Here is a 23324-nt window from a genome sequence, read left to right as displayed (position 1 = left end):
CCCGGCGAACCTATGCGGTCACAGCACTAGCGTGTCCAAGCGTGCCGGACAGTTCGACGGTCGGCAGCAAGGGATCTCTACCGTGGCTCAAGGCGCGGGAGAAAATTGCCGTGACTACCTGCGCCGCCGCGGCATCCGGCACACCATCCCGGAGAAGCCCGACAGCCAGGCCGCCCGCCTCCGCAAAGGATCACGCGGCGGACGGCCGCCAGGCTTCGACGAAGACCGCTGCAAGGAACGGAACGCCGTCGAGATGAGCAAGCCGCAGTGCTGTCATAGCTGCGGTTCGTCGTCATCGCCGTGGGCTCCTGTCTCATTCTGGATTATCGCCATCCGCTGGTGGTACAGCCAGGGTTGGCGTGCTCCGTGTCCGCGGGGCAGTTCGTGCAGGCGGCGGAGCCGTTCGACTTCGGCACGATCGGCGTGAATCACCCAGGACCGGCGCCGGTCATCTTGCTGGTGGGCGGTGACCCAGCCGTTCTTGATCCAGCCGAACAGGGTGACGCGGGGCATGCCGATCTCGCGGGCGAGGTCGCTGGGCCACCACTCGTCGGGACCGAGGGGTGAGGCGTTTCGACGCAGGCTCTGTTCCTGCGGGCTGATGCAGCCCAGTTCGCGCAGGAGCTGGCGGACGCCTTGAGTGCCGAAGTGGTCACGGCGTTTGGGCGGTCGGAAGCCCTCGGCGTTGAGGATCTTCGCGATGGCGGGGGCGGTCTGTCCGGCGGCGGCCAGTTCCCATGCGCGGGCGGCGAGTTGAGGGAAGTAGCTGAGCTGGTCCAGGCGGCCGACGGGGCGGACGGTCTCGCCGTCGGTGCGGTGGCCGCCGGCCCAGGCGATCTGGACAGTGACGCGTTCACTGTCGTCGATGACGGTCACGCGGATCTTCTCGATCAGATGCCGCATCAGCTGTTTGCGGTCCGTGTCCGTCGTGGTGGGCGCCTGCCAGACCGCCGGGAGGTCGCTGGCCAGGGCCCGGATCTGCTCGCGTTCGATGGCAGTGAGGACTCGCGGCCGGGCAGCGACGAAGCGGTCGTAGTCCTCGCCCAGGTGCTGCCGCTCGGCCAGCGCGGCTTCCCAGGCGCGCTCCAACTCGCGCACGACCAAGCGGTTTTCCGGTTCAGCCAGCTGATATTGGCGGCGGGCCCGGTCGACGGCATAGGCGGCCCGCTCCAGACGCTGGCGCCAGATCCGGTCCACCTCGTGGCGCCGCTGCTGGGCGTGCTCGGCCGCGGCCAGGGAGACTTCGAGAGCGGCCGGGGCGAGGGCGGTCAGCAGCAGAGCGGTGACATACCGGTCGAGGCAGGCTCCGGACAGCTGCTGACACAAGACGCCGCCGTAGTCGGCCTTGACGCGGCTGCACTCGTACTTCGGCCACAGCTTGCCGCCCGCGCCACGCTGGTAGTGCACGGTCATCCGGGTGCCGCACCGGCCGCAGTAGACGAGTCCGACCAGCAGGGCCGGACCGTCCCGCAGGGCACCCAGACTCAGCGCCCGGGACCGGTTCGTCTCGATCCGGGCCAGGTTGCGTTCATGCTGCTCGGTGCCGACATACGCGGGCAGCATCCCGGGCAAGTACACCAGCCAGTCCTCGCGCGGTTTACGGACACGGCCGGTGCAGGGACGCCCAGGGATGCGCCGGCGGGGATCGGTGCGGCTGCGGCCATAGACATAGATTCCGGCATAGGCCGCGTGCCGGAGCATGTTCTGGATCATGATCCGGCTGGGGCGCCGCCACACCAGCCGGCCCTTCTCCGGCCCCTCGCGGGTCCGGATGCCCATCTGGATGCCGTGGTCGACCAGGAACCTCAACACCCCGTTGATCAGGCCGAGTTCGTCGAACAGGTCGAAGACCAGACGGACAACGGCCTGCACCTGCTCGTCGGGGTCCTTGACGACCTGGCCGTCGGCGAGCCTGAGATAGCCGACCGGCAACGGCACGGCCAGCTCGCCGCGGCGGGCCTTGTTGATCCGTCCGTTCCACATCCGCTGCTTGATCAGGTGAAGTTCGGCCTCGCTGATCGTGCCCTTGAGACCGAGCAGCATGCGGTCGTTGTGCTCGGCCGGGTCATAGACGCCGTCCGGGTCGGCGAGCAGGGCACCGGAGCGCACACAGTTGTAAGGTCGGCCCGGAGCGCGGTTCTGGCCTTTCGACCAGCCCGTTTCTCCGGACCGCCTCCCGAACCCGCCGTGCGAGTCGTCCCCGCAACGGGCTCTCCACAAGCCCCGGTCAGGGCCGTGGTTCGATCCTCATGCCGCTGCCAGCGGCCAGGGTGAGGGAATCACCGATCCCCGGTAGCGATACCGAGTCGTGCGTACCACCCCGGTGTGGAACAGCTCCCGCTCCTGGCCTCTAGGCCACCATCCACCGTCGCAGTAGCGGCGGCGGAGCTCCTTCCGGGAGATCCTGCGATGCTTGCGGCGGATCCATCCGATCACCCGGCGCCAGACATAGGCGTCCAGGAACTGGAAGGTCACGCTCGACACCCCAGGGCGGAAGAACGCGGTCCATCCCCGCAGCACCGGATTGATCCGGAGCAGGAGGATGTCCAGCGGATGGTTCGTATCGACCTGTCGGCAGATGGTCTTGACCTTCGCCATGACGGCGCGGAGCGCCTTTCTGGACGGATAGGTATAGACGTACTTCCGGTCTGTGCCCCGCTTGCGGTGGCGCTGGATGCGCCAGCCCAAGAAGTCCATGCCCTCGTCGATATGGGTGATCAGGGTCTTTTCCTCCGACAGATGCAGCCCGATCCGGGCGAGCACCTGAGCGGCCTCCTCGCGCAAGGCCTCGGCGTCGCCCCTGGTGCCCGCCACCATCAGCGCCCAGTCGTCCGCGAACCGGACAAGCCGGTGATTCGGAAGACCGTGGCGGCGGCGTTTGGCGCGCTCCCAGGACTTGGACGCCGGGCCTCCCGGCGCCTGGGCGAAGTGCTCGTCCAGGACCGCGAGAGCGACGTTGCTGAGCAACGGCGAAAGAATTGAACCCTGAGGAGTACCGGTATCGGTGTCTTCCAGCGCGCCCTCCTCCGTGAGGATGCCCGCCTTCAAGAACGCCTTCACCAGCGCCAGAACGCGTCTGTCGCCGATCCGACCCCGCACCCGGTCTAGCAACTCAGGATGCGAAATCTCGTCAAAACAGGCCCGAATGTCGCCCTCAACGATCCACTCATAGGAGTGGGACGTGAAGTGCCGCACCTCGGACACCGCGTCATGGACCCGATGCTTGGGGCGGAATCCGTAGGAACACGGAAGGAAATCCGCCTCAAAGATCGGCTCTAGCACCAGCTTCAAGGACGCCTGCACCATCCGGTCGCGGATCGAACTGACCCCCAGGCGGCGGCGCTTGGCCGTCCCCGGCTTCGGGATCAGCCGCTCCCGCGACGGCAGTGGACGGAAACTGCGGTCCTTTAAAGAGGTCCGCAGCTCGTCGAGGAACGCCTCGACGCCCGGCCGCAGCGCGATGGACGAGGCCGTATGGCCGTCCACCCCTGCGGTCTTCGCCCCTTTGTTGCTCCGAACCCGGTCCCATGCAATGAGCAGGAACGCGGGGTCGGCTACGAGGTTCATCAGGTCGTCGAACCGTCGATGAGGATCTTCTACGGCCCAACGGTGCAGCTTGGTCTGGATCTCCAGTACCCGGCGCTCGGCCTTCATCAAGGCCCACTCCAGCTCGTCGGTATTCACCAACGTCCTCCCGGCATTCCAGCATCCTCCCTGCCGACTTGCTGGCCCCCTTCCCCAAGTGCCGGGTTCTCCCCGGCTCGGAGTACTACGGGGCCTCCGCCCCACCCGACGGCCGTCAGCCGGCAACGAGCCTGCCCACCACCGGACCGGATGTCCGGGGGGAGGGCGACCGCAGGTGGTTCCCACGTTCACTACGCATCGTTCGGCCAGGTCGGCGTCCAGCTATACCCCGGCAGCATCGCCACGCCTACGCCGCAGGCTTTCAGCGTGGCCTCCCCACCGTCTATTGGAACCGGCTTCGGAGTTGACCCGCCTAATCGAATCGGGTCACGTACTGCAATCCCGGCCCATATCCGCCAGATTGGAGCCGGGAGGCACCGTTACGGAGCTTCAACCACTGGTTCACTTGCGTTACGCCTTCTGACCTCGCTAGCCGGACCCGGACCGTCTGGCAGTACCGACCCGTCCCGACGTTGTCGAGGCTGCTTCCACCCTCCCCGGCGATCCCCGGCTCAGGCTGCCTCCAGCTTCAACCCGGCCGCTGCGACGGCCAGGCGGTGAAGTCGTTTCACCTCCACACGATGACGTAGTACTTCGTGGCGCACCCAGCAGCTGGTGCCATTCGCGGCCGCTGCGGGCCAGCCGGGACATCTCCACGCCCAGGACCAGGCCGACGTGGTCGAGGCCGACCTCGGAAACCAGCCGCTGGAAGCCGGGCCCGTCCACCAGGCCGGACGCCGGATCCGGCGAGCAGTCGCTGCAGCCCGTCCGGCGTGGCGTGGCCGGCGAACTCGGCGAGCTGCGAGCCGTTCTTGCGGACCACCGGTCCCAGCAGGCCGCGCACGTAGTCTCGCATCCGTCGCCGCGGCTCGACGCGAGAGAACCTGCCGCCCACCCGCAGGAAGAGATCTTCAAGTTCCGCCGCCCACCGGCCCATTCCAAGATCCTCGATCACGCTCGGACCCTGCCCACCCCGAACGGCCGACCAGCGCAAACCCACCCTTCGGATGAGAGATCCACCGAACCCGCCCCTGACGGAACATCAGGCCCCTACACTCAAAATCAGGCCACTGACCAGCAGGAATAGCGAACCGCTGCTGGAGTACTAGGTCGCGGCGGCCATGTCCGGCTCGTAGCTCCCGGCGCCCACACGCTTCCGGCCCGCTCGACGGTGCGTCGAGCGGGCCGGAGTTGGAGGTGGGGGGCGGGATTTGAACCACGCGACCTGGCTTCAAGACTCTGGCCTGCCTCCCGCAGAGCCTGCTGCCTGGCCGCCGTGCCAGCAACCGAGCCGTGCTGAATTGAGCCCCAAGTCTGCAGGCGTCGCTTCCTGCTAGCCGAGGGCGGCGAGCAGTTCGTTGCACGCCTGCTCGCATGAGCGGCAGGCTTCGGCGCAGACGCGGCAGTGCTCGTGCATGTCGGCATGGGAGGCGCATTCGTCGCCGCACGCCTTACACGCGGTGACGCACGCCTGCAGGATGGCGCGGGTGATGTTGGCGTCGTAGCCGGTGTGGCGCGAGAGCACAGCAGCGGTGGCGGTGCAGATATCGGCGCAGTCCATGGCGGTGCGGATGCACTTGGTCAGGTCGCCAACCGTGCCCTCGGACAGGCATGCGTCCGCGCACGCGGTACACGCCTGTGCGCAGGTGATGCATTCCTCGATGCAGCGGGTGAGCTTGCCCTGGTCGATGTCGCCGAGGTCGGCTGGGTAGGTGGCGAGCATGTCCTTGACGGTGCTGGACATCGCGATGCCTCCTTCACCGCGGGGCCGGCGGACCGGGGCGGCCGCCTTGCGAGCCCCCGGTACACCTCCAGCTAACCCTCCTCAGCGCGAACGCGCCCGGGCGCACCTTCACGGTGCATTCGGGCGCGTCTCGGGCGCGCGAGGTCAGTGGTAGGCGTGGACGACGGCGTGACCCTTGCCGCGGCCGATCATCCACTTCTTGACCGGGGTCGTGATCAGAAGGCGACGCCGAAGCCGCCCAGCAGCGCGGTCCAGAACAGTGCGTAGGACAGATGGGCGTCCATCGCGCCGGGGGTCAGGGCGATGATGCCGTTGTCGACAAGCTCCATCACCGCGGACTCTCTGACGCCCGCCCGCTCGCGTATGGCCATCGACCGGCTGATCGTACGGCGCGAGGTGCACCTGCGGGGGAAGACGCTGTATTGGATGCTCTACGAGACCGCGGGGCGGTCCGACGAGATTCTGGGCGGGAACATCGAGGCCCAGGACTTCGCCGGGCGCCGCTGCCCGGTGAAGGCCAAGGGCGCCCGCACAAAGGCCCGCCGCCGGGCCAGGTGCGCGAGGGCTTCGTTCTGGAGACCATCTGCTGGGACGCCAGCACCGCCCGCCTGCTGCCGCGGCTGCTGAAGGGCGGCCACGCGTGGGCCGGTCTTCGTCACCCACCGCCGTCCCGGGAGAGGATGTTCCATCTGCCCCGAACCCGCGCCATCGAGGACGATCAGCATGGCCCCCGCGACCAGCACGGTCAGCGGCATCCAGCTGCCCCGCAGACTGCTCACTGAGGTCTCGAGCGGTGCTCGGCGAGGCGTTTGCGTGCCTCGGAGTAGGTGTCCGTGTCGATCTCGCCGGTCGCAAAGCGGCGGTCGAGGATGTCCTCCGGTGTTTCGACGAGTGTCTTTCCACGGTCCGCGCCGCCATGGTGGCCAGCGGGACGCTGTGCGAGGCGTACGGCCGCCCACACCACCAGGCCGATCAACACGATCCACAGCAGGGGCAGCAGGGCCATCCAGGCCCAGCCGACACCATCCCAGTACATCACTGCGCTCACCTCTCCCGAGAGGCTTCCCAGTCACCATCCGAGCAGACCCGCCGAGGCCGCCAGTGTCCTTAGGCCCCGCCCAGCGGGTCATCCGGCCCCGGTTGCCCGCCTCCTCCCGCTAAGCACCGTGTCCGCGGAAGGCGCTGTGGGCCGTTCCCTAGTGAAGAACGGCCACACTCGGCGAGGGCGGCCGTCAGCAGGTGGCCGAGCACCCGGCGGATCCGGATGGCGGCGTTGCGGGGTGCCGTGCGCATCGGCTGGGCAGTGGGGTGCAGATGTGGCTGGCTGCCGCCCGGGGGTGCGGCACTCACGCGGGTTGGGGCACCGGGGTTTTGGGGTGGAGGGTTCAGGCCCACAGGGCGCTGCCCCACTTGGTGAGGATGAGCACCGCGATGATGCCGATCCACAGCACGGGTACGACCCAGTGGAACTCCTCCACGGTGCGGCGCGCCCGGCCGGGCGCGGGGATGAGCCCGTGGCGGATGTTGTGCACGGTGGTGTACCAGAAGATGAGGATCGTCACGGCCCACACGAGGGTGCACCACAGGCACAGCGCGCCGATGGCGTACAACGAGGAGTACTGCAGCCAGGTGATGAAGCCGATACCGAAGACGGTGCCGGCCTGCAGGCCCCACCAGTGCCATCGCCGGTAGCGGGCGCCGGCCAGCAGTCCGGCGCCGATGGCGATGACGACGGAAAAGGCGACCCAGCCGATGAAAGGGTTGGGGAAGCCGAAGGTGGATGCCTGCCAGCTCTTCATGATGTTGTTGCAGGACAGCACCGGGTTGATGCTGCATGCCGAGACGTAGTTCGGGTTGGCGAGCAGCTTCATCTTGTCGTGGGTGAGCACGGCCGAGGCGAGCAGGCAGAGGGAGCCGCCCAGGAGCAGCAGGAGCGCGAGGAACCGGTCGGCGCCGATCGTGGCGTGCGGGCTTCTCCGCTCGGCCGGGGAGGCCGTGTCGCGGGCTGCTGTCGTGGTCATGTGTGGTTCCGTTCCGGCAGTTGCCCGCAGCGGGGCTTGGTCTGTTCCCGGCCGCAGCGGGTCCGGGCGTGGGTGGGGTCAGCAGCAGTGGCCGTCGCTGTCGCGGTCGGTTGAGGCCGGTGTGGGGCGCGCAGCAGTCGTCCGCTGCGGCGGCGGAGGGGGCTGTCCTGGTGGGAGTGGAGTGGCGGGCCGACTGCCGTTTGCGGTGGCGGATGGCGGCTGCCCCACGGCGAGGACTACCACCAGGGCGGTGACGGCGATGGCGGTGGTGTGGCCGGCGGGACGCTGTGCGAGGCATACGGCCGCCCACACCACCAGGCCGATCAATGCGATCCACAAAAGGGGTATCAGAGCCATCCAGGCCCAGCCGGCACCATGCCTGCGCTCACCTCTCCCGAGAGGCTCCTCTTCACTGTCCGAGCAGAGCCGCGGAGGTCGCCAGTGCCGTTTGGCCCGCTTCTGCGTGCCGACGGTGGTGGCGTCCTGCTCCCGTGCCCGGCCCGACCGGCAGCCCCGTCTCTGCGTCAGTCGAGCTGTCGTCTGCTGCGAGCCGGTGTCCGGAGATGATCGGACCGTTCCTGCGCCGAGGCCTGCTCGCGCAGGTGGTGCAGTTCCTCGCGGGTGCGGCGGATCTCCCCGTCAACGCTTTCCGCCGTGCGCTCAGGCCCGGCCGGGCTGCAGTTGCCGTGCCGGCGCGTCGGACGGATGCAGCACACGTATGTGAGGGCTGCGGCGAGTGCGGTCGCGGCCAGGGGAAGCCAAATGCCGGTCATGCCGGAGAGCCCTTGTGGAGGTCGGCCTTCGGGGACCGCTGCTCGTCGCGCAGGGCCTCGACTTCTTTGCGCAGGCGGGCGAGCTCCTGCTCCTGCGCGGTGGTTGGGGCAGTGTGCGACTGGTCGGGGGCGGGGCGCTTGCCGCGCATCATGAACCACATCATCAGGCCCATGCCGATGGGGCAGACGAGGGCGGGGAGTACGTAAAGCAGCTGGCTCATGACAGGTCCCTCGGGTGTTCTTGCGTGTCGGTCGACAATCGGGTGGGCGTAGCAGCAGGACGGGACAGCGCGGCTGCCGGGCGCCGGCTCAGCGGACCTTCTCCATGGGAAGGCCGCAGCAGCAGGTCGGGGCTTGATCACCGCCATGGCCTGGGGGTGCACCTTTGGTCACGGTGATCTCGCAGCCGCAGCTGGGGTCCGGGCACCGGTACACCTCGCCTTCGACGAATGCCATGAGGTGACCTCCTTCCCGCTTCGTGCCGGTGCGACGACGCTAAAACCTTTCCCCTGGGGCAAGGTCAAGGGTCTGTTTAGGCTGGATCTGAGGTGCTTCTCTCGGGCGTGATTCGGAGGAATCCAGGCATGTCCCGCAAGCCCGCCAAGAAGACATCGCCAGGCCGCCGGGCCCGAGCCGCCGCGATGCATGAGCGGGCGGGGCGTGCTGAGCGTCGACGCCGCCGGCTGATTGTCCTCGTCGTGGGTGTCGCCGTACTCGAGGTCGTCGCCGTGATCTCTCTCGCCGTCGTCCGGACCTCGGACGACGGAACCAGGACTACCGCCGAGACGGGCATCCCCGGCTCCCATGAAGACCGCGTCAGGCCGTACGACCGAGCCGCCCTGGGGTGTGCCGAGTGATCCTTCCGCCCGGGTCAGCGCGGCCGGACTGCCGATGCTGGGCAAGGAGGGCAACGTCGAGCACATTCACGCGCATCTGGACGTCCTTGTGGACGGCCAGCCGGACGCCGTGCCCGCGGGCATCGGGATCGACCAGCAGGCGCGGCAGATCAGCTCGTAGCACACGCCTGCCGCGAATGGCGTGGTCCACATCGAGTCCCCGGTCAAGGCCACCTTCTCCCTGGGCCAGTTCATGACCGAGTGGGACATCCTCACCCAGGACTCCACGGGCTCAAGGCCGGTGGCGGCAACGAGTTCCGCGCCTACGTCAACGGCAAGGAGTACGTCGGCGATCCGGCCGTGGTCGAGTTCCGGGCGCATGACGAGATCGCGCTCGTGTACGGGCCGGTGGGCCAGAAGACCGACGTGCCCAGCAGCTACGACTGGCCGAGTAGCTCGGCACGTCCGTGGTCGGCGGGGCGGCCGTCGGGCATGGCTTAGCATGGCGCGCATGTCGCGACGCGTGCTGCTGCCGCTCCGGGCGTGGTCCGGGGCGCTGTTGGTGTGCGCGCTGTTCGTGTGTCTGACGGGGCTGGCGCGTCCCGCGATGGCGATGACCATGCCGATGGGGATGTCGGCGCCGATGGACGCGGCATCGCAGTCGGCAGTCGGCGGCCATGTAGAGCATGCCGAAGGTGCTGCCGCGTCGGCCGTGGCGGAGTCGGCGGTGGATCACAGCCCGCGCTGCCCGGCGGCCGAGAAGCAGTGTGCGGCGCCGGAGGCCACGCTCGCCCAGGACGGCCCGTCCGGACAGGCGCCCGCGGTCACCCCGCGCGCGATCGCGTGCTCCCCTGCGCGGCTGGTGGCGCAGCCCAATGCCCCTCCGCCTGCGGTGGCTCCTCCTGATCTGCATCGGTTGTGCGTGTCGCGGACGTGACGGCTCGCCGCCCGTGAGGCTGCCCCTCGGGCCGCCTCGTGGGACGCCGTGTTCCTGACGTCCGCCTTGGCACGCCCGTAACCGCATTCCTGTGTGCGTGCCGTCGTCGCAGAACAGGAGTTCCGACGCATGCCGTCGTCCGTCGCTTTGCTGATCACTGGTGCGAGTACCGGTCTGCTCGCCGGTGGCGCCTCGTGTGCCGCCGTTCAAGGGGGGCTGTTGGCCGGTGCGGTGACCCGCCGCCGTGCCCCCGCCCCCGCTCCCTCCCCCGCGAAGTCGGCCTCCAAGAAGTCGCCGAGTCAGTCCCGCCCTGTCTCCGCGCCTTTGGTGGAACGAGCTGCCACGCCGCTGGCGCCGGTCGGAGTGTTCCTTGCCGGGAAGCTGCTCTCGCATACCCTGCTCGGCGCATTGCTGGGTGTCTTTGGTGATGCGCTGCAGCCCAGCCCTCGCATGCAGGCGGTGCTGCTGCTGGCCGCCGGGGTGCTGATGGTGCTGTTCGCGCTGGACCTGTTCGGCGTCAGGTGGGTGGGGCGGCTGGTGCCGCGTCCTCCGGCATCGTTCGGCCGGTTGATGCGGCGCAGTACCAGGACCGGCTCGGCCGTCACCCCGGCCCTGGTCGGTTTCGCCACCGTGCTGGTGCCGTGCGGGGTGACCCTGTCGATGGAGCTGCTCGCCATCACCTCCGGATCTCCGGTGGCCGGGGCGGCGGTGATGGCCGGTTTCGTGATCGGTACGGCGCCGCTGTTCGCCGTGCTCGGCTACCTCTTCCGCCGCAGCAGTCAGGCGTTGTCCGGGCGACTGGCCGGGCTCACCGGTGTGGTGGTGCTGAGCGTCGCGGCCTGGACGGTGGGCTCCGCGCTGCAGGCCGGTGGCTGGGTCTCGTTCGCCACCCCCGACAAGCAGGCTGTGGCGAGTGAGCCGTTCACCGTCGAGGGCGGCGAGCAGGGCGGCTCCGGTGGCGGAGGGACGACGGAAGCCGATGTCCCGGAGCTGGTGCGTATCGACGCCTCCGGCAAGCAGATCGTCACGCTGACCGTGACGGACTTCTACGCCCCCACCCAGTTCACCGCGAAGGCCGGAGTGCCGACCACGCTCGTGCTGCACGGCAAGGACTCCGGCGGCTGCGCCCGCGCGTTCACCATCCCCGAACTCGGCGTCCAGGAGATCGTCAAACGGGACGGCGACACCAACATCGACCTCGGCACCCGTAAGCCCGGCACGCTCCGCTTCTCCTGCGCCATGGGCATGCAGACCGGCGCCATCGACTTCAAGAAGGACCTGTAGTGAAGCTGTTCAGCCGTAAGAACAACACCGAAGCCGACACCGGTCCGGAACTGGTGCTCCACGTCGAGGGCATGCACTGCACCAGCTGCGGCCTGCTCATCGATGACGAGCTGGAGGACATCCCCGGGGTCCGCTCCTCCCACACCGACGTGAAGACCGGGCGCACCACCGTCCGCCTGGACGAAGGCGCCGACGTGGCCACGGCCGTACTCGTCGCGGCGGTGGAGCAGGCCGGCGACTACACGGCCCGCCCGGCCGACTGACACGACAACGCCCAAGCCCAAGGTGGCCCGGCCGGGGGAAGCCCTCCGGCCGGGTCCTGCGGAGGGGCGACGCTTACGTGCTCAGGAGTCGCCCGGCGGCGAGGATGAGCCCATGCCCGAGCCGAGCAGCAACGAGCGGCTGCGCCGCTACTGGGACAAGCATGCCCGCTCCTACGACCGGCAGATGCGGTTCTTCGACCGCACCCTGTTCGGCGAGAGCCGCGTCTGGGTGTGTTCCCAAGCCAGCGGCGACGTTCTGGAGGTCGCCATCGGCACCGGTCTGAACCTGCCCCTCTACCCTCCGGGTAGGCGGCTGACTGGCATCGAGTGGAGCCCGCAGATGCTGGCCGTCGCCCGGCGCCGTGCAGGCAGGCTCGATCTGGCCGCGGACCTGCGCGAGGGTGACGCCCAGGCCCTGCCGTTCCCGGACGCGTCCTTCGACACCGTGGTGTGCACCCTCTCGCTGTGCGCGATCCCCGACGACCAGCGCGCGATCGCGGAGATGAGCCGCGTGCTCAGGCCCGGCGGCCAGCTCCTCCTGCTGGACCACGTCCCCAGCACCACCTGGCCCGTCCGCGCGCTGCAGCGGATCATCGAACTCATCACCGTGCCGATGGGCGGGGAGCATCTGCTGCGCCGGCCCCTCCGGCACGTTCAGGCGGCGGGCCTGGAGATCGAGCAGCACGGCCGGTTCAAGCTCGGCATCGTCGAACGCCTCACCGCCCGCAAGCCCACAGCCGGGCCCGCCGACAGATGAAGCACCCTCCGGGTGGGCGGCAGGTGCGCCGAAGGGGCGGCCCGGACTTCGATCTGGCTGCCCCTCGGTGCGAGTGCCTGTGTCAGCGCAGTGGCTGGAAGCGGCGCAGCCGCAGGCTGTTGGAGACCACGAAGACCGAGGAGAACGCCATCGCGGCCCCGGCGATCATGGGGTTGAGCAGGCCGAGCGCGGCCAGCGGCAGCGCGGCCACGTTGTAGGCGAAGGCCCAGAACAGGTTGGCCTTGATGGTCCGGAGGGTGCGGCGGGCCAGCCGGATCGCGTCCGCCGCCGCGCGCAGGTCTCCCCGTACCAGGGTGAGGTCGGATGCGGCGATCGCGGCATCGGTGCCGGTGCCCATGGCCAGGCCCAAGTCGGCCTGGGCGAGGGCGGCCGCGTCGTTGACGCCGTCGCCGACCATCGCCACTACCCGCCCCTGCCGCTGGAGGCGTTCGACCTCGGCGACCTTGTCCTCCGGGTGCACTTCGGCGATCACCTGGTCGATGCCGACCTCGGCCGCGACCGCGCGTGCCGCCGCCGTGTTGTCGCCGGTCAGCAGGACGGAGGTGAGCCCGAGCCGCTTGAGGTCAGCCACCGCCGCGGCGCTGGTCGGCTTGACGGTGTCGGCGACCACCAGCGCGCCGCGCACGCGCCCGCCCCAGGCGGCGAAGACGACCGTACGGCCCTGGGCCTCGGCCTCCTTCTGGGCGCGGACGAGCTCGTCGGGCAGCACCTGACTCTGGTCTTCCAGCCACGCCGACCGGCCCGCGCGTTCCGTGCGTCCCTCGACCTGCCCGGTCACGCCCCGGCCCTGGGTGTTGGCGAAGCCGGTCACGGCTGGCAGCGAACCCAGGCGCTCCCGGGCGGCGTTGGAGATGGCGGCGGCAATCGGGTGTTCGCTGGCGTCCTCCAGGGCGCCGGCCAGCCGCAGCACCTGCTGCTCGTCCTCGCCGTTGGCCGGTACGACGCCGACGAGGTGCATCCTGCCCTCGGTGACGGTGCCGGTCTTGTCCAGGACGACGGTGTCGATCCGCCGCGTCGACTCCAGCACCTCCGGGCCGCGGATCAGCAGCCCGAGCTGGGCGCCGCGTCCGGTGCCGACCATTAGCGCGGTCGGCGTGGCGAGCCCCAGCGCGCAGGGGCAGGCGATGATCACCACAGCGATGGCGGCGGTCAGCGCGGTAGCGGCCGAGGCTCCGGTCGCCATCCACACGGCGAAGGTGCCGATCGACAGGGCAATGACGACGGGGACGAACGCCGCCGAGATCCGGTCGGCCAGGCGCTGCACCTCCGCCTTGCCGGTCTGGGCCCGCTCCACCAGCGCGGCGATCTGCGCCAGTTTTGTGTCCGACCCGACCCGCCTGGCGCGCACAACGAGGCGCCCGTGGCTGTTGACGGTGGCGCCGGTGACCTGTGCGCCGGGTTCGACCTCCACCGGCACGCTCTCACCGGTCAGCAGCGACTCGTCCACCGCTGATGCGCCCTCGACGACCTGACCGTCCGTGGCGATCTTCTCGCCGGGCCGCACCAGGAACAGGTCGCCGACCGCCAACTCCTCGACCGGGATCCGGACTTCTGTTCCGTCGCGCAGTACGGCGACGTCCTTGGCACCCAGGTCCATCAGCGCCCGGATCGCGTCCCCGGCCCGCCGCTTGGCACGGGCCTCGAAGAACCGGCCCGCCAGCAGGAAGGCCGTCAGGACGACGGCCACCTCCAGGTACAGGTGATGCCCACCCAGCGCCAAGGTCCCCGCGCTCCACAGGTAGGCGGCCAGCACGCCCAGCGACACGAGAGTGTCCATCGTCGCCGACCCGTGCCGCAGGTTCAGGGCTGCGGCCCGGTGGAACGGCCACGCGCCCCACGCCACGACAGGGGTCGCCAGCGCGAGCGCGATCCACTCCCAGCCGGGGAAGTGCAGCGGGGAGATCATCGACACCAGGACGACGGGCAGGCCGAGCAGCGCCGAGGCGATCAGGCGGCGGCGCAGCCCGGAAAGGTGTGCGCCCTCGGCGTCGACCGTCTCATCGTCCGCGCCCGGTGCGCCGCTCCGGGGCGCCTCGGCGCCGTAACCGATCGCTTCGACGGCGGCTATCAGCTGTGCCACCTCGACTGCCAGGTCCTCACGGGTGACGTGCGCGGTCGCGGTCGCCAGGTTCACCGTCGCGGTCACTCCGGGCAGCTTGCCCAGCTTCCGCTCGACCCGCGCCACGCACGAGGCGCAGGTCATCCCGGTGATGGCCAGTTCTATGGACTGCTCGGCATCGGCCCGAGTGGTGGTCGTCACGGCAGCACTCCTCTCTCTCAGTCGCGTACGGCCGGTGCCACAACGGCGAAGCCCTGCCCGGCGGCGGGACGCCAGCTCAGCTCGCCCCCGTACAGACGGCGCAGCACAGCAGGCGGCTCGTGGTAGCAGAACACGGACGTCTCGGCGCCGACGATCGCCGGGGTGTCGATGAACAGCGGCAGCTCGGCCAGGAAGTAACGCACCGCCCGCTCCACCTGCTCCTCGTCCGGCGCCTGCCCTGCGGGCAGCTTCCCCGCCAGCACCCACCCGGTCGCCTCCCGGCAGGCGTCCCGAAAGGCTACGTCCTCGCCGTACCGGCGCAGCCCGCCCGCATGGAGACGGCCGAACACCGCATTGGCCTCCAGCTCAGCCCAACCCAGCACCCGCGCCTCCGTGTCCGTCACACCGAGCGAACCCAGCGCGGTGACGATCTTGTTGCGGGTGTACTGGCCCTGCCTGCGAGCCTTCCACGCCGCCTTCTCCGGGGCGTATCCCAGCGCCTCGAAGGTGAACGCACTCGGCACGTCGGGCACGAAGAAGTCCACCCGCTCGAACCGGTCGAGCCCCCACGCCGCCAGCTCGCGGATCCGGGCCGTGGAGAAGTAGCTGTTGAACGGGGAGATCCCGAAGCAGACGTGCTCGGCCCGCTCGACCGCCTCGGCGCACCGGCCGCTCAGCGGAGTCACCGACATCGCCGCTGTACGGCCGCCGCTGTCGCCTTGGTCTGTGCTCATGCCCCGGACGCTAAAACCTTGCCCATAGGGCAAGGTCAAGCGCACACTGAAACCCTTCGCACGAACGGAGCCCCACCATGCTCACCGTCGGCCGCGTCGCCGCCCAGACCGGACTGAGCCCCAAGGCCGTCCGCCTCTACGAGGCCAACGGCCTCATCGACCCACCCGAGCGCACCGCCGCCGGCTACCGCACCTACACCGACGACGCCGTCCCCGTCCTCGGCTTCATCCGCCAGGCCCAGGCCCTCGGCCTCAGCCTCAAGGAGATCAAGGGCATCCTCGACCTCCAGCGCAGTGGCGAACAGCCCTGCGCCCTCGTCACCGACCTGCTCGACAAGCACCTCGCCGACATCGACCGCCGCATCGCCGACCTCCGAGCCCTCCGTACGACCCTCCGGCACGCCCGCGCCCAGGCCGACCAGGCGGCCGACCGTGGCGAGGGTGCAGTGGTCTGCCGCATCATCGAGAACGCCGCCGACTGACCGCCGCCGCTTGCTCACCCCGAGGAGCGGCGTGGCATGTGGTGTCGTCGCAGGGCTCGCAGCAGCAGGGGCAGGCCGACGGCTGCGGGCAGGAACCAGAACGTCAGTGGGGGCAGCAGGTTCCACAGGGGCAGTCGGGGGCCGTTGTCGACGTAGAACGCGGTCAACATGGCGACGTACGAGAGCGCCATGCCGGTGATGTGGCGCGACCGCCAGCCCCGATGATGCACGCGGCGGACGCGCCAGCCGTACCCGGCCGAGGCGAACGCGAGGGCGCCAAGGATCAGCAGGTAAGCGGTGTGTGGCCGAGCTGTCGCGACGACCGCGGCCGAGGCGGTGAGAACGGCCAGCGCGCCGAGATAGGCGCGCCCGCTGCGCGGATGACGGCCGGGACGCTTCGGCGCAAGCATCGCCGTCGCGCCGGCGGTGACCGCGGTCAGCCCGGCCGCGATGTGGATGACGATGATGGTCCGCAGCAGCACCGCACTCCCCCATGCGTAGCCAACCTACCTATACATCGAAGAGTAGCATTGCTACCTATGAAGGAGGCGCAGCTCCTCAAGGGCCATCTCGACCCCCTGCTTCTCGCCACGCTGGAGGCGGGGCCGCGGCATGGTTATGCCGTGATCGAGGCACTGAGGGAGGGCAGTGGCGGGAGGTTCGACCTGCCCACCGGCACGGTCTACCCGGCTCTGCACCGTCTTGAGGATGCCGGACTGATCGGCGGTGTGTGGTTGGTCGTCGACGGTCGCCGCCGCCGCACCTACTCCCTCACCGAGGCCGGCCAGAAGAGCCTGCACACCGAACGCGCCACGTGGCGGGAGTTCGCCGCGACCGTCACCGCGCTGCTGGAGCCCCCGCCGTGTCCGGCCACCCGCTGATCGACGACTACCTCGCCCGGCTGGGCCGCTGCCTGCCCGCCGACGTGCCGCCACTTGGGCATCAGCGGCGACTCTCGGACTGCCGCCCGCGCCGCGCTCGCCGAATTCGGTGGCGTGACCGAGGTCGTCACTGCCTTCACCCTTCAGTCGCCCGGGTGCCGCACGGCGCGGACGCTCCTCGCCACAGGGCCTGTGGCCGCCGCGTCCTGGGCCGTCGTGCTGATCACCGGCCGCGCCTGGACCTGGCCGATCGCTGTCCCGGCCCGGCTGGCACTCGGCGTACTCCTGTGCGCCGTTGTCGCCGCGCTGTTCACCGCCGCCGTAGGCCGTACCAACTACGCCAGGACGCGGACAGCCGTCATCACGGGAGGTGTCGGCCTGGTGGTCCTCGACGCGGCCGTCCTCGTCGGCGCCGCACTGGCGGCCCCGGCGGTCACCTGGCCGCTGGTCCTAGCGGCCGTGATCAGCATCGCCCGGATCGGCTTCACCCTGCGAGCCCTTCCGAGCGTCATCGCCGCCTGAGGCCGGACATCGCCGAGGACGCGACGCCCAGGGCGCCGGCCTCAGCCTCGCCGAGATCCGCTCGGTCCTGGAACTGCGCGACGACGGCCAGGCCCCTGCGGGCATGTCACCGAGCTGATCAACGCACACCTTGCCGAAATCGACCGCCGCATGGCCGAGCTCGTCGCGGCCCGTGCGGCGCTGCGCGGACTCGCCCGTCGTGCGACCCAAACCGACCCGGCCACGTGTACCGAAGGCGACATCTGCCGCAACCTCACGACTTCAGTGTGACGCCGACTAGACCCGCCGCCCGAATACGACTGCTCACGTCGGGCGACTGGCCGTCGCGGGCCGGTCGGCGAGGTTGGCGGCCGCGCCGCCGAGGATGGCGGCGAGTGCGGTGCCCCACGGGCGGCGGCCGCCACAGCGCGATCGCGACGGCGGCGATCAAACCGGTAACGGCGAGCATGGTCCAGACGGGCGCGTCGGCGGCAAAGGAGAACGCGACGCCGGGGTTGAAGGCGAGCTGGACGTCGAGTGGGCCGCCTTCGACCGGGGCGCCGGGCAGGGCCTGCTCGGCCCATGCCTTGATGGCCAGGTCCGTCCCGGCGAGGACGGCGGCCAGAGTCAGCAGCTCGGTCCGGCGCCTGAGGGCGCCGGACCGAGCTGCTGACTCGCTGATGGAGGCGGTCACTTGCAGCCGTCCGAGCAGGAGGCCGCCTCGCCGGACTCGGCGGGCTTGTCGTCTTCGCAGCCGTCGTCGCAGACGAGTTCACCTTCCCAGGCTTCCTTGCCCTCCATGACCGCGAAGGCGGCAATGACGAATCCGGCGACCGGGTCCAGCCAGGTCCAGCCGAACGCGGCGAACGCGAGCAGGCCGACAAAGGTCGACACGCTCAGCCAGGCGCACAGCTTGGTCTCAACGGCATCGGCGACGACCAGACGGGAGTTCATCTCCTGCCCGGCCTTGCGCTTGGCATGGGCCAGCCACGGCATGATCACGATAGACAGGCCGGTCAGGGCGATGCCGACGAGGGAGGTGTCGGGCTTCTCCCCGCCGATCAGGTCGCGGACGCCTTCGACGGTGACGTAGGCGGCGAGCGCGAAGAACGTGACGGCGATGAACTTTAGCGCCCGGCGTTCCTTGGCCTCGTCCGGCTCGCCGCCCTTGATCTCCGCCAGCAGCCGTACGAGGACGACCACGGCGGCGGCGACCTCGATCCCGGAGTCGATGCCGAAGCCGATCAGCGAGACCGCCCCGGCCACCGTGCCGGCGGCGACGGCGATGATGCCCTCGATGACGTTGTAGCCGATGGTGAACTTCGCGTAGCGCACCGCGCGGTGCGCGGCCGGGCTGGTCACGTCGGGCGTGGCGGCGGGGGCGGTGCTCATCGGGCGGGCTCCTCGGGGGCGGGGTGGGTGCCGTAGGTGGGGCATAGGTCGACGGCCTCGCCGGTCGCGGCGAGCAACTGCTCGGCGGCAGCGAGCAGGTCCAGCAGCTCGGGGCGGGCGAGCGAGTACAGAGAGGCCCGGCCCTGCGGCCGGGAGGTGATCAGCCCGCAGTCACGTAGGCAGGACAGGTGTGCCGAGACGGTCGACTGCGCCAGCCCCACACCGCTGACCAGGTCCGTGACCCGGGCCTCACCCTCCGCGAGGCGGCGCAGGATCGCCAGCCGGCCGGGTCGCCCAGGGAGCTGAACAGGGCCACCGCGGCCGACGGCGCCCCGCAAGAGGTGGCCGCGCTACCACTCGATGACATCTATGGGGGTCGTGTCATGTTGATGAACCGGATCGAGAGAGCGGCGGTCAACAGCGCCGCCCGCCGGGCACTCCAACGCTTCTACGAGGTTCCGGCCCTCCTGCGCTTGGCCGGCGGGCCGCTGCCGCCCGACAGCCGTGCAGTGGAGATCGGCTGCGGATCCGGCTACGGCACGCGGATGATCGTCGACCGCTTCCGCGCCGCGAAGGTCGACGCGCTCGACCTGGACCCGACGATGGTGACCAAGGCCCGGCGCCGGCTGTCGGACCGGACGGGCCAGGTGCGACTGAAGGTGGGCGACGCCACTGATCCGAAGACCGCGTTCGGCGCCGAGGACGGCACGTACGACGCGGCATTCGACTTCGCGATCATAAGCTCTCGGGCGTGCTGCTCGCGCCGGGTCTGGTGCATCTGACGTTCGAGACCATGCTCGGCGAGTGCAGGACCAGGCACAGTTCGATCTGGCGCAAGGGGGACGGAGCCGCGGGCTGGCGGATGTACTACCACCAGGCCACACGCGTGCCCTCCGGTATGGGAAAAGGCCCTATCACGCCGTCTGCTTCGGTTTCCTCGCCCAGCGGACGGAGTCGGGTCTCTTGACGGTGGCCGGTGGCCAGTTCGAGAATGACACGTCATTCCGCGTTCCGCTGACGTGAGGGGAACTCCGTGCCCGCAGGTGTGGTCGACAAGCGGGACGCGATCCTGCGCGCCGCGGGAAAGGTATTCGCCGAACGCGGCTACCACGCGACCGGTATCTCCGACATCGCGCGGGAGCTCGGCGCCGGACACGGCACGTTCTACCGTTACTTCAAGAACAAGGAGGACATCGCGCGGAGCGTGGTGTCGCGGGCGCTCGGCCGGATAACGGACGCGCTGTCCGACGAAGACCCCAGCTCCTCGCAGACCCTGTCGCAGTACCGGGAGCAGGTCAGGCGGATCGGCCACAAGTTGTTCGAGCTCGTCCTGGCGGAACCGGAGTTGGGCCGCATTCTGTTCTACGACGCGATAGCCATCGACCGCGCCGAGCCCGACCTCGCGGGCCAGGCCATGGAGGCGGCAGCCGCGTACACCGCCGCGTTCATCCGCAACGGCCAGGACCGTGGCTTTCTGCGTCGCGATCTGGACGCTCATGTGGTCGGGCTCGCGGTGAACGGGATGATCGTGACCGGAACCGTACGCCTGCTGCACGTGCAGGACCCGGCCGGCATGCGTCAGCCGTGGATCCACACGGTGGAAACCCTCATGTTCGACGGCCTCGGCTCCTCCTGAGCCGCAGGCCCGCAAGGACCGTTCATTTTCCCTGCCTTCGAAGCGGAATGACGTGTCATTCCGGAAAGGAGAGCACGATGGTCCAGGTCGACGTCTTCTGGTCGTACGGCATCGGCGCAAGCTTCGCGACCGCCGCCGCGTACCGGCTCGCCAGCAGGCCCGGCTCGCCCCGCCGCCGCGTCCTTCGGTGGTCGGACCCGTACCTGATGGGCACCGTCCTGTACTGCTCGGTGCTGTTCGCGCCCAGCGGCGTATGGCTGCTCTGGGGCTTCCCGGACTGGGAGACGATGCAGGTGGCGCGTGGGCACGAAGCGCTGCCCGCCTGGCTGGTTGCCCTGTTCGCCGCAACCAACGTGAGCCAGGGCCTGCTCGGATACTGGGTCGCTGCGCGGCTGATCGCGGCCGGCCGCGTGTACGCCGCCTTCCTCCAGGCCGGAGTGGGCTACCTCGGGATGTTCTTCATCCTGGTCCACGGGTGGGACGGGCGCGGGTACCAGCGGTTCTTCTCGGCCGACCGGAAGACCTTCGCGGCCTGGCCGGAGCACCCGGGCTTCGGGCAGGTCCTGTCGCGCGTCGGCGACTGGCTGTCTTCGCCGGTCGCGCTGACGCTGTACGGGATGGGAGCTGTCCTCGTACCCGTGATGCTGGCAGCGATGGTCTACTGGCTCGGGTCGGGCGAGCGTGAGCCGGGCAGCGGTGCGGCACCCGGGCACGTCCGCATCGTGCTCGCGGTGCTGGGTGCCGTCTTCGCAGTGGCGCTCGGCAGCGCCGTAGCCTCAAGTGTTCTGATCCATCTGCTGGACTGGTGGCTCGGCGTGCCCGCCGCGGCGGCCCTCATCTCCGTGGCCGTCGTCCGGCGTGGGACAGGTGTGGCCCACCGCGCCTTCGGGCTGCTGGCCCTGCCCGACGTTCACAGCGGCCGCCCGCGGCACGTGCCGTCGGCCGGCTGACGGCGTTGGGAGGATCCCCAGTGTCACGACATGCCGGAAATCACCCCGGCCGGCTCCTAGACGGCACCGAGCCCGGGGGGCAGCGCAGCGTGCTGCCCCCCCGGCGCCCACGCCACCGGCCAGTCGGCGACCGCATCCTCCTGGACACGTTCATCGGCCGCCCGGTGCCATACCGGGGAGCGGCACGGGTCTTCGCCGAACTGGAGCTGATCACCGTCAGAACGGGCCAGCCCGAGTGGGGCGTCGGTCACGGCAGCGTGGAGGGGTTACTTCTCGTCGAAGACGAGGTCCTCCGGTGCGTCGGTGAGTCGAACGGTGTTGCCGTTCGTGACATTGACGACGGTGTCGAATCCCGTCCACTGCCCGGTGGAGAGGATGAACAGCCGGTCCTCCCGCTGCTCCAGGTAGTCGTGGAAGCCGTCCAGTGAGGGATCGCCGTCGTTGAGCTGTAGATAGTCCGCCAGCCGGCGGAACAGCTTGGGAAGCAGCACCGCGGCGTCGGTCAGGGTGGACATCCCCTCCACCTTCGCCCCGCTCTGCGTCTGGTCCTTGGGCCACAACCCCGTGCCGGCCTGCTGGGCCTGCTGCGCCGCCGCGGTCATCTCCTCGCGCAGGTCGACGAAGAGCTTGCGGTAGAAGGTGGGGTAGGCCAGCCCCTCGGCGAGCTGGTGATGATTGGCCGTCTGGCGCAGATGGTCCGTGGTGACGTTGATGAACGTGCCGCTGCCGCCCGGAGCGTCACTGCCGCGGCCGGCGAAGGCCACGCAGCGCCCGTGGACGTCCGCGCTGCGGGTGAGGATGTAGCCCGGCCGGGACTCGGGGCTGCTGCTGGTGACGATGCGGTGGGCGTTGCCCTGCACGTCGTCGAAGCCCAGCCAGGACAGCAACTCGTCGGCAGCCTTGCCGGCGAACGAGGCCGGCTGATGCAACTCGGGTCCCCGGGGCGGGCGGTAGCGGGTCTCCAGGGTGTCGAACGCGAAGCCGAGTGCTACGACGAGGACATGGAGGCCTACGCACGGCTCCTGAGCACCCCGGGCCGGACGGTGACCATCAGGCTGGACGGCATCCTCGTCACGTTCAGCGACCCGCCGACCAGGCCCTGACCTGCAACTTTCAGGGTGAGGCAGCGCCGCGAAAATCGGTTACCTGAGAGGGTGGCTCCCTCCCGGCGCCGCCGGAAGTCCGTCAATCCAGCACTGCAGGCCTCGCGACCCCTCCCGCCGCGAGTACGCGTGAAGACGCCCCTTGCACGGTCCACATGAGCCGTGCAGGGGGCGCTTCGTCGTATCCGGGGTCAGCGCAGCGCGTCGATGGCCTTCACAATCAGGGCGCGCGCGCCTGCGCCGTACACGGCCATGCCATGCAACTGCTCGAAGGCCTTCAGGTACAGCACGATCTCCGAGGGCTGCGTGATGTTCACTTCCGCCGACAGGAACTCCACCGACACGAGGGTGTCGTCGTACACATGGAACGTCTCGATGGGCCACTGCAGGCGCTCGCGCGTGGCCATGGGGATGATGCCCAGCGACACCTGCGGGAGGGCTCCAGCGGCGAGCAGGTAGCCGAGCTGGGCAGCCATCGCGTCCTCGTCACCCATCTGGGAGTACAGGACCGCTTCCTCGATGAGCATCACAAAGCGGTGCCCCGGTTCGTGGATGATGCGGGAGCGTTCGACCCGCGCGGCCGCGGCTCCGGCGCCATCGTTGGAGGGGATGCCGCGGAAGTCGGCGATGTTGCTGAGCAGCGCGGCCGCGTATCCCTCGGTCTGCAGCAGGCCCGGGACCATCGTCGACGAGTAGATCCGGAACAGCCGCGTGTCGTGGAAGAACTGCACGACACTGTCCTGCAGTTGCTTCATCCCTCGGCGCACTTGGTGACGCCACTCGCTGTACATCGACTCGGCGTTCAGGGACTGGGTGACCAGGTCTTGCGCCTGCTCGGCCGCATCGCAGGCGGTGGCCCAGGCTCGTATGTCGTTGGCCGAGGGGGCAGTGACGGCGTTCTCGATCCGGGACGTCTTGGAGTGGTGCCAGCCGCACCGGCCGGCCAGCTCGACGACCGTCAGCCCAGCGTTCTTGCGGAGGTCTCGCAGCCGGAGCGCGACGACTTCGCGCGCCGCCTGGGCAGACGAGGACGGGGAGGTGGTCATGAGCTGGCCTGTCCGGTGC

At 69.7% G+C, this 23324-nt stretch carries 29 protein-coding genes and 5 pseudogenes; 17 read left to right on the top strand and 17 right to left on the bottom strand.

Features of this window, described 5'->3' with window-relative positions; all coding sequences use genetic code 11:
• Positions 1 to 109: 109 nt before the first annotated feature.
• Positions 110 to 253: pseudogene (locus C4B68_RS43950) on the top strand (IS5/IS1182 family transposase); the annotation flags it as partial.
• A gap of 20 nt (positions 254 to 273) precedes the next feature.
• Here C4B68_RS43950 and C4B68_RS39500 read toward each other — a convergent pair.
• The 5 genes and pseudogenes from C4B68_RS39500 to C4B68_RS39475 form a co-directional block, all read right to left on the bottom strand.
• Entirely contained in the window at positions 274 to 2109 is a 1836-nt protein-coding gene (locus C4B68_RS39500; protein ID WP_240634636.1) for a recombinase family protein, read from the bottom strand.
• Between the two features lie 138 nt (positions 2110 to 2247).
• The gene (gene ltrA / locus C4B68_RS39495; protein WP_099505979.1) at positions 2248 to 3684 is read right to left on the bottom strand and encodes a group II intron reverse transcriptase/maturase; all 1437 of its coding nucleotides are present in this window, start codon (positions 3682 to 3684) and stop codon (positions 2248 to 2250) included.
• 748 nt (positions 3685 to 4432) lie between these two features.
• Positions 4433 to 4621 (bottom strand): annotated as a pseudogene (locus tag C4B68_RS39485) (IS701 family transposase); the annotation flags it as partial.
• Positions 4622 to 5017: 396 nt separating this feature from the next.
• Positions 5018 to 5428 (bottom strand): four-helix bundle copper-binding protein, encoded by a 411-nt coding sequence (locus C4B68_RS39480; RefSeq protein ID WP_099505980.1) that lies wholly within the window; start codon positions 5426 to 5428, stop codon positions 5018 to 5020.
• A gap of 144 nt (positions 5429 to 5572) precedes the next feature.
• Positions 5573 to 5763: pseudogene (locus C4B68_RS39475) on the bottom strand (DUF4396 domain-containing protein); the annotation flags it as partial.
• A gap of 1 nt (position 5764) precedes the next feature.
• Here C4B68_RS39475 and C4B68_RS43945 point away from each other — a divergent pair.
• Positions 5765 to 6124: pseudogene (locus tag C4B68_RS43945) on the top strand (site-specific integrase); the annotation flags it as partial.
• A gap of 79 nt (positions 6125 to 6203) precedes the next feature.
• Here the strand turns inward: C4B68_RS43945 and C4B68_RS39465 are convergent.
• The 4 genes from C4B68_RS39465 to C4B68_RS39445 form a co-directional block, all read right to left on the bottom strand.
• Positions 6204 to 6476 carry an SHOCT domain-containing protein gene (locus C4B68_RS39465; protein ID WP_240634635.1) on the bottom strand — a complete coding sequence of 91 codons (273 nt, stop codon included), beginning with the start codon at positions 6474 to 6476 and terminating at the stop codon, positions 6204 to 6206.
• Between the two features lie 337 nt (positions 6477 to 6813).
• On the bottom strand, positions 6814 to 7449 hold the full coding sequence (locus C4B68_RS39460; RefSeq protein ID WP_099505982.1) for a vitamin K epoxide reductase family protein: 636 nt from the start codon (positions 7447 to 7449) through the stop codon (positions 6814 to 6816).
• A 524-nt stretch (positions 7450 to 7973) separates the two neighbouring features.
• Positions 7974 to 8222, bottom strand: a complete 249-nt coding sequence (locus C4B68_RS39450; protein ID WP_099505984.1) for a hypothetical protein — start codon at positions 8220 to 8222, stop codon at positions 7974 to 7976.
• The gene (locus C4B68_RS39445) at positions 8219 to 8443 is read right to left on the bottom strand and encodes a hypothetical protein (RefSeq protein WP_099505985.1); all 225 of its coding nucleotides are present in this window, start codon (positions 8441 to 8443) and stop codon (positions 8219 to 8221) included. The genes C4B68_RS39450 and C4B68_RS39445 overlap by 4 nt, the downstream gene beginning before the upstream one ends.
• Before the next feature lie 363 nt (positions 8444 to 8806).
• On the opposite strand from C4B68_RS39445, the gene C4B68_RS39440 reads away from it, so the two are divergent.
• From C4B68_RS39440 to C4B68_RS39415, 7 genes are all read left to right on the top strand, one after another.
• Positions 8807 to 9079, top strand: a complete 273-nt coding sequence (locus C4B68_RS39440) for a hypothetical protein (RefSeq protein WP_099505986.1) — start codon at positions 8807 to 8809, stop codon at positions 9077 to 9079.
• Complete coding sequence (locus C4B68_RS41530) at positions 9069 to 9239, top strand: hypothetical protein (protein ID WP_167459259.1); 171 nt, start codon at positions 9069 to 9071, stop codon at positions 9237 to 9239. Before C4B68_RS39440 ends, C4B68_RS41530 begins: the two co-directional genes overlap by 11 nt.
• Before the next feature lie 80 nt (positions 9240 to 9319).
• A complete protein-coding gene (locus tag C4B68_RS39435; protein WP_099505987.1) occupies positions 9320 to 9559 on the top strand; it encodes a hypothetical protein in 240 nt (79 codons plus the stop codon).
• A gap of 10 nt (positions 9560 to 9569) precedes the next feature.
• Positions 9570 to 9995, top strand: a complete 426-nt coding sequence (locus C4B68_RS39430; protein WP_143674502.1) for a hypothetical protein — start codon at positions 9570 to 9572, stop codon at positions 9993 to 9995.
• Positions 9996 to 10124: 129 nt separating this feature from the next.
• Positions 10125 to 11279 (top strand): sulfite exporter TauE/SafE family protein, encoded by a 1155-nt coding sequence (locus tag C4B68_RS39425; protein WP_099505989.1) that lies wholly within the window; start codon positions 10125 to 10127, stop codon positions 11277 to 11279.
• Entirely contained in the window at positions 11279 to 11542 is a 264-nt protein-coding gene (locus C4B68_RS39420; protein WP_167459258.1) for a cation transporter, read from the top strand. Before C4B68_RS39425 ends, C4B68_RS39420 begins: the two co-directional genes overlap by 1 nt.
• A 112-nt stretch (positions 11543 to 11654) precedes the next feature.
• Positions 11655 to 12299 (top strand): class I SAM-dependent methyltransferase, encoded by a 645-nt coding sequence (locus C4B68_RS39415; protein ID WP_099505990.1) that lies wholly within the window; start codon positions 11655 to 11657, stop codon positions 12297 to 12299.
• An 82-nt stretch (positions 12300 to 12381) separates the two neighbouring features.
• Here the strand turns inward: C4B68_RS39415 and C4B68_RS39410 are convergent, their stop codons facing one another.
• Together C4B68_RS39410 and C4B68_RS39405 are read right to left on the bottom strand one after the other, a co-directional pair.
• A complete protein-coding gene (locus C4B68_RS39410; RefSeq protein WP_257217520.1) occupies positions 12382 to 14580 on the bottom strand; it encodes a heavy metal translocating P-type ATPase in 2199 nt (732 codons plus the stop codon).
• 17 nt (positions 14581 to 14597) lie between these two features.
• On the bottom strand, positions 14598 to 15314 hold the full coding sequence (locus C4B68_RS39405; protein WP_206337107.1) for a tRNA-dependent cyclodipeptide synthase: 717 nt from the start codon (positions 15312 to 15314) through the stop codon (positions 14598 to 14600).
• A gap of 77 nt (positions 15315 to 15391) precedes the next feature.
• Here C4B68_RS39405 and C4B68_RS39400 point away from each other — a divergent pair, with 77 nt between their 5' ends.
• Positions 15392 to 15796, top strand: a complete 405-nt coding sequence (locus C4B68_RS39400) for a heavy metal-responsive transcriptional regulator (protein ID WP_099505991.1) — start codon at positions 15392 to 15394, stop codon at positions 15794 to 15796.
• Positions 15797 to 15810: 14 nt separating this feature from the next.
• Here the strand turns inward: C4B68_RS39400 and C4B68_RS39395 are convergent, their stop codons facing one another.
• Positions 15811 to 16278, bottom strand: a complete 468-nt coding sequence (locus C4B68_RS39395) for a DUF2306 domain-containing protein (protein ID WP_099505992.1) — start codon at positions 16276 to 16278, stop codon at positions 15811 to 15813.
• Positions 16279 to 16335: 57 nt separating this feature from the next.
• Here C4B68_RS39395 and C4B68_RS39390 point away from each other — a divergent pair, with 57 nt between their 5' ends.
• The 3 genes and pseudogenes from C4B68_RS39390 to C4B68_RS44505 form a co-directional block, all read left to right on the top strand.
• Positions 16336 to 16677 carry a PadR family transcriptional regulator gene (locus C4B68_RS39390; protein WP_099505993.1) on the top strand — a complete coding sequence of 114 codons (342 nt, stop codon included), beginning with the start codon at positions 16336 to 16338 and terminating at the stop codon, positions 16675 to 16677.
• A gap of 54 nt (positions 16678 to 16731) precedes the next feature.
• Positions 16732 to 17199, top strand: a complete 468-nt coding sequence (locus C4B68_RS39385) for a hypothetical protein (RefSeq protein ID WP_099505994.1) — start codon at positions 16732 to 16734, stop codon at positions 17197 to 17199.
• 31 nt (positions 17200 to 17230) lie between these two features.
• Positions 17231 to 17469: pseudogene (locus C4B68_RS44505) on the top strand (MerR family DNA-binding protein); the annotation flags it as partial.
• Here C4B68_RS44505 and C4B68_RS39375 read toward each other — a convergent pair.
• The 3 genes from C4B68_RS39375 to C4B68_RS39365 are packed head-to-tail and all read right to left on the bottom strand — an operon-like array spanning position 17453 to position 18908.
• On the bottom strand, positions 17453 to 17872 hold the full coding sequence (locus C4B68_RS39375) for a signal peptidase II (protein ID WP_180289386.1): 420 nt from the start codon (positions 17870 to 17872) through the stop codon (positions 17453 to 17455). The pseudogene C4B68_RS44505 and the gene C4B68_RS39375 sit on opposite strands and share 17 nt — an antisense overlap.
• Positions 17869 to 18570, bottom strand: a complete 702-nt coding sequence (locus C4B68_RS39370) for a cation diffusion facilitator family transporter (RefSeq protein WP_099505995.1) — start codon at positions 18568 to 18570, stop codon at positions 17869 to 17871. Before C4B68_RS39370 ends, C4B68_RS39375 begins: the two co-directional genes overlap by 4 nt.
• Complete coding sequence (locus tag C4B68_RS39365; protein WP_240634634.1) at positions 18567 to 18908, bottom strand: ArsR/SmtB family transcription factor; 342 nt, start codon at positions 18906 to 18908, stop codon at positions 18567 to 18569. The genes C4B68_RS39370 and C4B68_RS39365 overlap by 4 nt, the downstream gene beginning before the upstream one ends.
• A gap of 45 nt (positions 18909 to 18953) precedes the next feature.
• On the opposite strand from C4B68_RS39365, the gene C4B68_RS39360 reads away from it, so the two are divergent.
• The 3 genes from C4B68_RS39360 to C4B68_RS39345 all read left to right on the top strand — a co-directional run bounded on the left by C4B68_RS39360 (position 18954) and on the right by C4B68_RS39345 (position 21156).
• Positions 18954 to 19352 carry a class I SAM-dependent methyltransferase gene (locus C4B68_RS39360; protein WP_240634633.1) on the top strand — a complete coding sequence of 133 codons (399 nt, stop codon included), beginning with the start codon at positions 18954 to 18956 and terminating at the stop codon, positions 19350 to 19352.
• Positions 19353 to 19603: 251 nt separating this feature from the next.
• Positions 19604 to 20206, top strand: a complete 603-nt coding sequence (locus C4B68_RS39350) for a TetR/AcrR family transcriptional regulator (protein ID WP_099505997.1) — start codon at positions 19604 to 19606, stop codon at positions 20204 to 20206.
• Positions 20207 to 20283: 77 nt separating this feature from the next.
• A complete protein-coding gene (locus tag C4B68_RS39345) occupies positions 20284 to 21156 on the top strand; it encodes a hypothetical protein (protein WP_099505998.1) in 873 nt (290 codons plus the stop codon).
• Between the two features lie 266 nt (positions 21157 to 21422).
• Here C4B68_RS39345 and C4B68_RS39335 read toward each other — a convergent pair whose 3' ends face one another.
• A complete protein-coding gene (locus C4B68_RS39335; RefSeq protein WP_180289387.1) occupies positions 21423 to 22085 on the bottom strand; it encodes a nuclease in 663 nt (220 codons plus the stop codon).
• On the opposite strand from C4B68_RS39335, the gene C4B68_RS39330 reads away from it, so the two are divergent.
• A complete protein-coding gene (locus C4B68_RS39330; RefSeq protein ID WP_099506000.1) occupies positions 22080 to 22259 on the top strand; it encodes a hypothetical protein in 180 nt (59 codons plus the stop codon). The two genes, C4B68_RS39335 and C4B68_RS39330, sit on opposite strands and share 6 nt — an antisense overlap.
• 191 nt (positions 22260 to 22450) lie before the next feature.
• Here C4B68_RS39330 and C4B68_RS39325 read toward each other — a convergent pair whose 3' ends face one another.
• Positions 22451 to 23305, bottom strand: coding sequence for a helix-turn-helix domain-containing protein (locus C4B68_RS39325; protein WP_099506001.1), 855 nt, complete (start codon positions 23303 to 23305; stop codon positions 22451 to 22453).
• Between the last annotated feature and the right edge of the window lie 19 nt (positions 23306 to 23324).

The sequence above is a fragment of the Streptomyces dengpaensis genome, assembly GCF_002946835.1.
GTDB lineage: Bacteria > Actinomycetota > Actinomycetes > Streptomycetales > Streptomycetaceae > Streptomyces > Streptomyces dengpaensis.
This window is presented reverse-complemented; position numbering and strand designations above follow the sequence as displayed.

Coding starts and splice junctions, on each gene's coding strand:
- C4B68_RS39480 (WP_099505980.1), bottom strand. CDS start 5,428: ATGTCCAGCACCGTCAAGGACATGCTCGCCACCTACCCAGCCGACCTC.
- C4B68_RS39460 (WP_099505982.1), bottom strand. CDS start 7,449: ATGACCACGACAGCAGCCCGCGACACGGCCTCCCCGGCCGAGCGGAGA.
- C4B68_RS39450 (WP_099505984.1), bottom strand. CDS start 8,222: ATGACCGGCATTTGGCTTCCCCTGGCCGCGACCGCACTCGCCGCAGCC.
- C4B68_RS39445 (WP_099505985.1), bottom strand. CDS start 8,443: ATGAGCCAGCTGCTTTACGTACTCCCCGCCCTCGTCTGCCCCATCGGC.
- C4B68_RS39440 (WP_099505986.1), top strand. CDS start 8,807: ATGTCCCGCAAGCCCGCCAAGAAGACATCGCCAGGCCGCCGGGCCCGA.
- C4B68_RS39430 (WP_143674502.1), top strand. CDS start 9,570: ATGTCGCGACGCGTGCTGCTGCCGCTCCGGGCGTGGTCCGGGGCGCTG.
- C4B68_RS39425 (WP_099505989.1), top strand. CDS start 10,125: ATGCCGTCGTCCGTCGCTTTGCTGATCACTGGTGCGAGTACCGGTCTG.
- C4B68_RS39415 (WP_099505990.1), top strand. CDS start 11,655: ATGCCCGAGCCGAGCAGCAACGAGCGGCTGCGCCGCTACTGGGACAAG.
- C4B68_RS39405 (WP_206337107.1), bottom strand. CDS start 15,314: ATGAGCACAGACCAAGGCGACAGCGGCGGCCGTACAGCGGCGATGTCG.
- C4B68_RS39400 (WP_099505991.1), top strand. CDS start 15,392: ATGCTCACCGTCGGCCGCGTCGCCGCCCAGACCGGACTGAGCCCCAAG.
- C4B68_RS39390 (WP_099505993.1), top strand. CDS start 16,336: ATGAAGGAGGCGCAGCTCCTCAAGGGCCATCTCGACCCCCTGCTTCTC.
- C4B68_RS39370 (WP_099505995.1), bottom strand. CDS start 18,570: ATGAGCACCGCCCCCGCCGCCACGCCCGACGTGACCAGCCCGGCCGCG.
- C4B68_RS39360 (WP_240634633.1), top strand. CDS start 18,954: ATGTTGATGAACCGGATCGAGAGAGCGGCGGTCAACAGCGCCGCCCGC.
- C4B68_RS39345 (WP_099505998.1), top strand. CDS start 20,284: ATGGTCCAGGTCGACGTCTTCTGGTCGTACGGCATCGGCGCAAGCTTC.
- C4B68_RS39330 (WP_099506000.1), top strand. CDS start 22,080: ATGCAACTCGGGTCCCCGGGGCGGGCGGTAGCGGGTCTCCAGGGTGTC.
- C4B68_RS39325 (WP_099506001.1), bottom strand. CDS start 23,305: ATGACCACCTCCCCGTCCTCGTCTGCCCAGGCGGCGCGCGAAGTCGTC.